Origin of the sequence: Eggerthella sp., assembly GCF_048329335.1 — a bacterium.
Lineage (GTDB): Bacteria > Actinomycetota > Coriobacteriia > Coriobacteriales > Eggerthellaceae > Eggerthella > Eggerthella lenta.
In genome coordinates, this window is record NZ_DBFEGU010000339.1 from 1 (window position 1) to 2,030 (window position 2,030).

The window sequence follows — 2,030 nt, forward strand, 5'->3', positions numbered from 1 at the left end:
CAACTTGGATCCTACAATAGCATGCGACCCAGATCAAAGCAGGGGTGAATTAAATCACCGTTGCAGCTTCGCCTTGCGCAATGGTAGGTTCGGCTCGAATCGAATCGGGAACCGACCCGATCGCCGCCGACCGGAGGAGGCCGTCATGAAGAACACGCGAACCGTCCGCATAGCCGCAGGAACCGTCTGCTTGATCGTCGTAGCCCTCGTGATGGGCTGGTTCGTGGGACGCTACATCCCAGGGGATCCCCGCGAGCCCGAGCCCCGCATCGGCGACGGGCTCTATTCTGAAACCGGATACGGGTTATCTAAGATCGTCGATTTCGATCCGGGATCAACGATGAAGCTAAGGAACATCACGCAAGGCCAACGTTACGTCAGACATCCGGACGAGGTGGAACGCACCCCTTCCGAATTGGTAGACTTCTACAAAGAGAACGGCGAATGGGAGTACGAATGCCCCGACATCGACCTATCCGTGTCCGAAATCAAAACCATCACGACCAAGGGCTTCGCTGAATGGTATCCCGAATACGCAGGGACGTACCGCCCGGTATACGACGGCAGCGAGCTTATAGCGGTCACCGTAACCATAACCAACGCCTCCGACAACCTTATACAGCAATGGTACAAGCTGCCCCTTGAGCATGTTACGTTGTGGAGCGAAAACCTCGACTATATAGACGACAGCTTAGGAGCCGGAGTGGTGCTTGACGACGCATTCGTGTTCGCGAACGAAAACTACAATCGTGACGAATTGCTCCGAATCGAGCCAGGAGAGTCACAGACGCTGATCCTGCCGTTCAAAGTCAACAAGAACGCCTTGAAAGACCAAAACTCGTTCGACGAGCTCGATCCCTCCGACTTCTGCATCCAGATGGTCGATTTCTCAAGCAGTACCGCCTACCGCCTTTGGCTGTAAGCGCCCCCCTCCCGGGCCGCAACCCATCATCGCCCGAAAAACACGCCTCAGCGGCTGGAGCGCGTTTTTCGGGCGATGATGGGTTGCGACTGCCGCAGGGGCATTGCCAACCTCTTAGAAGAACACCTTGGCGGCGTGCTCGTAGAATCCGTCATGCCGGTAGCGCAGCAGCGTGGTGGGAACGGCTCCGCGGCTGACGTAGACGCGCTTCACCGGCGCGTCGAACGAGAGCAGCTCGCCGTCTGCGAACAGCGCGGCCTCGCGGGGATCTCGGTTGAGCGACAGGTCCATCTCCACCACGTCGTTGGCCGCCGTCACGATAGCGCGCGAATGCAGGGTGTGCGGCGCCAGCGGCACGGCCACCAGGCCGTTGAAGCCGGGAGCCACCAGCGGCCCGCCCGCCGACAGCGCGTAAGCCGTCGATCCGGTGGCCGTTGCCACCACCAGCCCGTCGCCGCGCATGTCGGCGATGTGCGCGCCCGAGATACCCAGCGAGAAGTCGATGATGCGCCCGTTGGCGCCGCGCGTCACGGCCAGCTCGTTGAGCGCGAAGAACGTGCGCGCCGGATCGTCCACGTCGTGCGCCGCCGCCTCATCGTCGTCGCCCCACGGGTCGGGCTCGCCCTCGCACACCACGTCGATGCGCAGGTTCGTGCGCTGCTCGGCCACCACGTCGCCCGCCAGCGCCGACGCAACCACGGCGATCACGCCCTCATCGCCCGTGTTCGCCAGAAAGCCCAGCCGTCCGAAATTGATGCCGAGAACGGGCACGCCCGAGGTCCCGATCTGGCGAGCCGTGCGCAGGATGGTGCCGTCGCCTCCCAGCACAACCGCCATCTCGACGCCCGACGCCAGCGCTCCGTTCAGCTCCTCATGGTCGCAGCGGCACGACAGATCGGACGAATCGACCAGCGTGTAGTCCAGGCCCTGCGTGGCCAAATACGTTGCGAGCAGCAGCGATGCGTCCACGGCTTGCGAGTTGGAATTATTGCGTACGATGAGGATGTGCATGAGGGTCTTCTTTCCGGGTTTGCTATGATGGGGTCATTATATCCGAAGCATGAGGAAGCGTTCGTCCATGTCCGACAAGCTCGCACGAGCTCAACAC

General features: G+C 61.4%; 2 protein-coding genes. One reads left to right on the forward strand and one right to left on the reverse strand.

What is annotated here, in order from left to right:
* Window positions 1–145 precede the first annotated feature (145 nt).
* A complete protein-coding gene (locus ACMO6A_RS10585; RefSeq protein ID WP_009607901.1) occupies window positions 146–922 on the forward strand; it encodes a hypothetical protein in 777 nt (258 codons plus the stop codon).
* Between the two features lie 114 nt (window positions 923–1,036).
* On the opposite strand, the gene ACMO6A_RS10590 is transcribed toward ACMO6A_RS10585, so the two are convergent.
* A complete protein-coding gene (locus ACMO6A_RS10590; RefSeq protein WP_009306271.1) occupies window positions 1,037–1,933 on the reverse strand; it encodes an NAD(+)/NADH kinase in 897 nt (298 codons plus the stop codon).
* Window positions 1,934–2,030: the final 97 nt, after the last annotated feature.

Bases quoted from the DNA above. Each gene is read 5' to 3' on its own strand.
- ACMO6A_RS10585 (WP_009607901.1), top strand. From the start codon at position 146: ATGAAGAACACGCGAACCGTCCGCATAGCCGCAGGAACCGTCTGCTTG.
- ACMO6A_RS10590 (WP_009306271.1), bottom strand. From the start codon at position 1,933: ATGCACATCCTCATCGTACGCAATAATTCCAACTCGCAAGCCGTGGAC.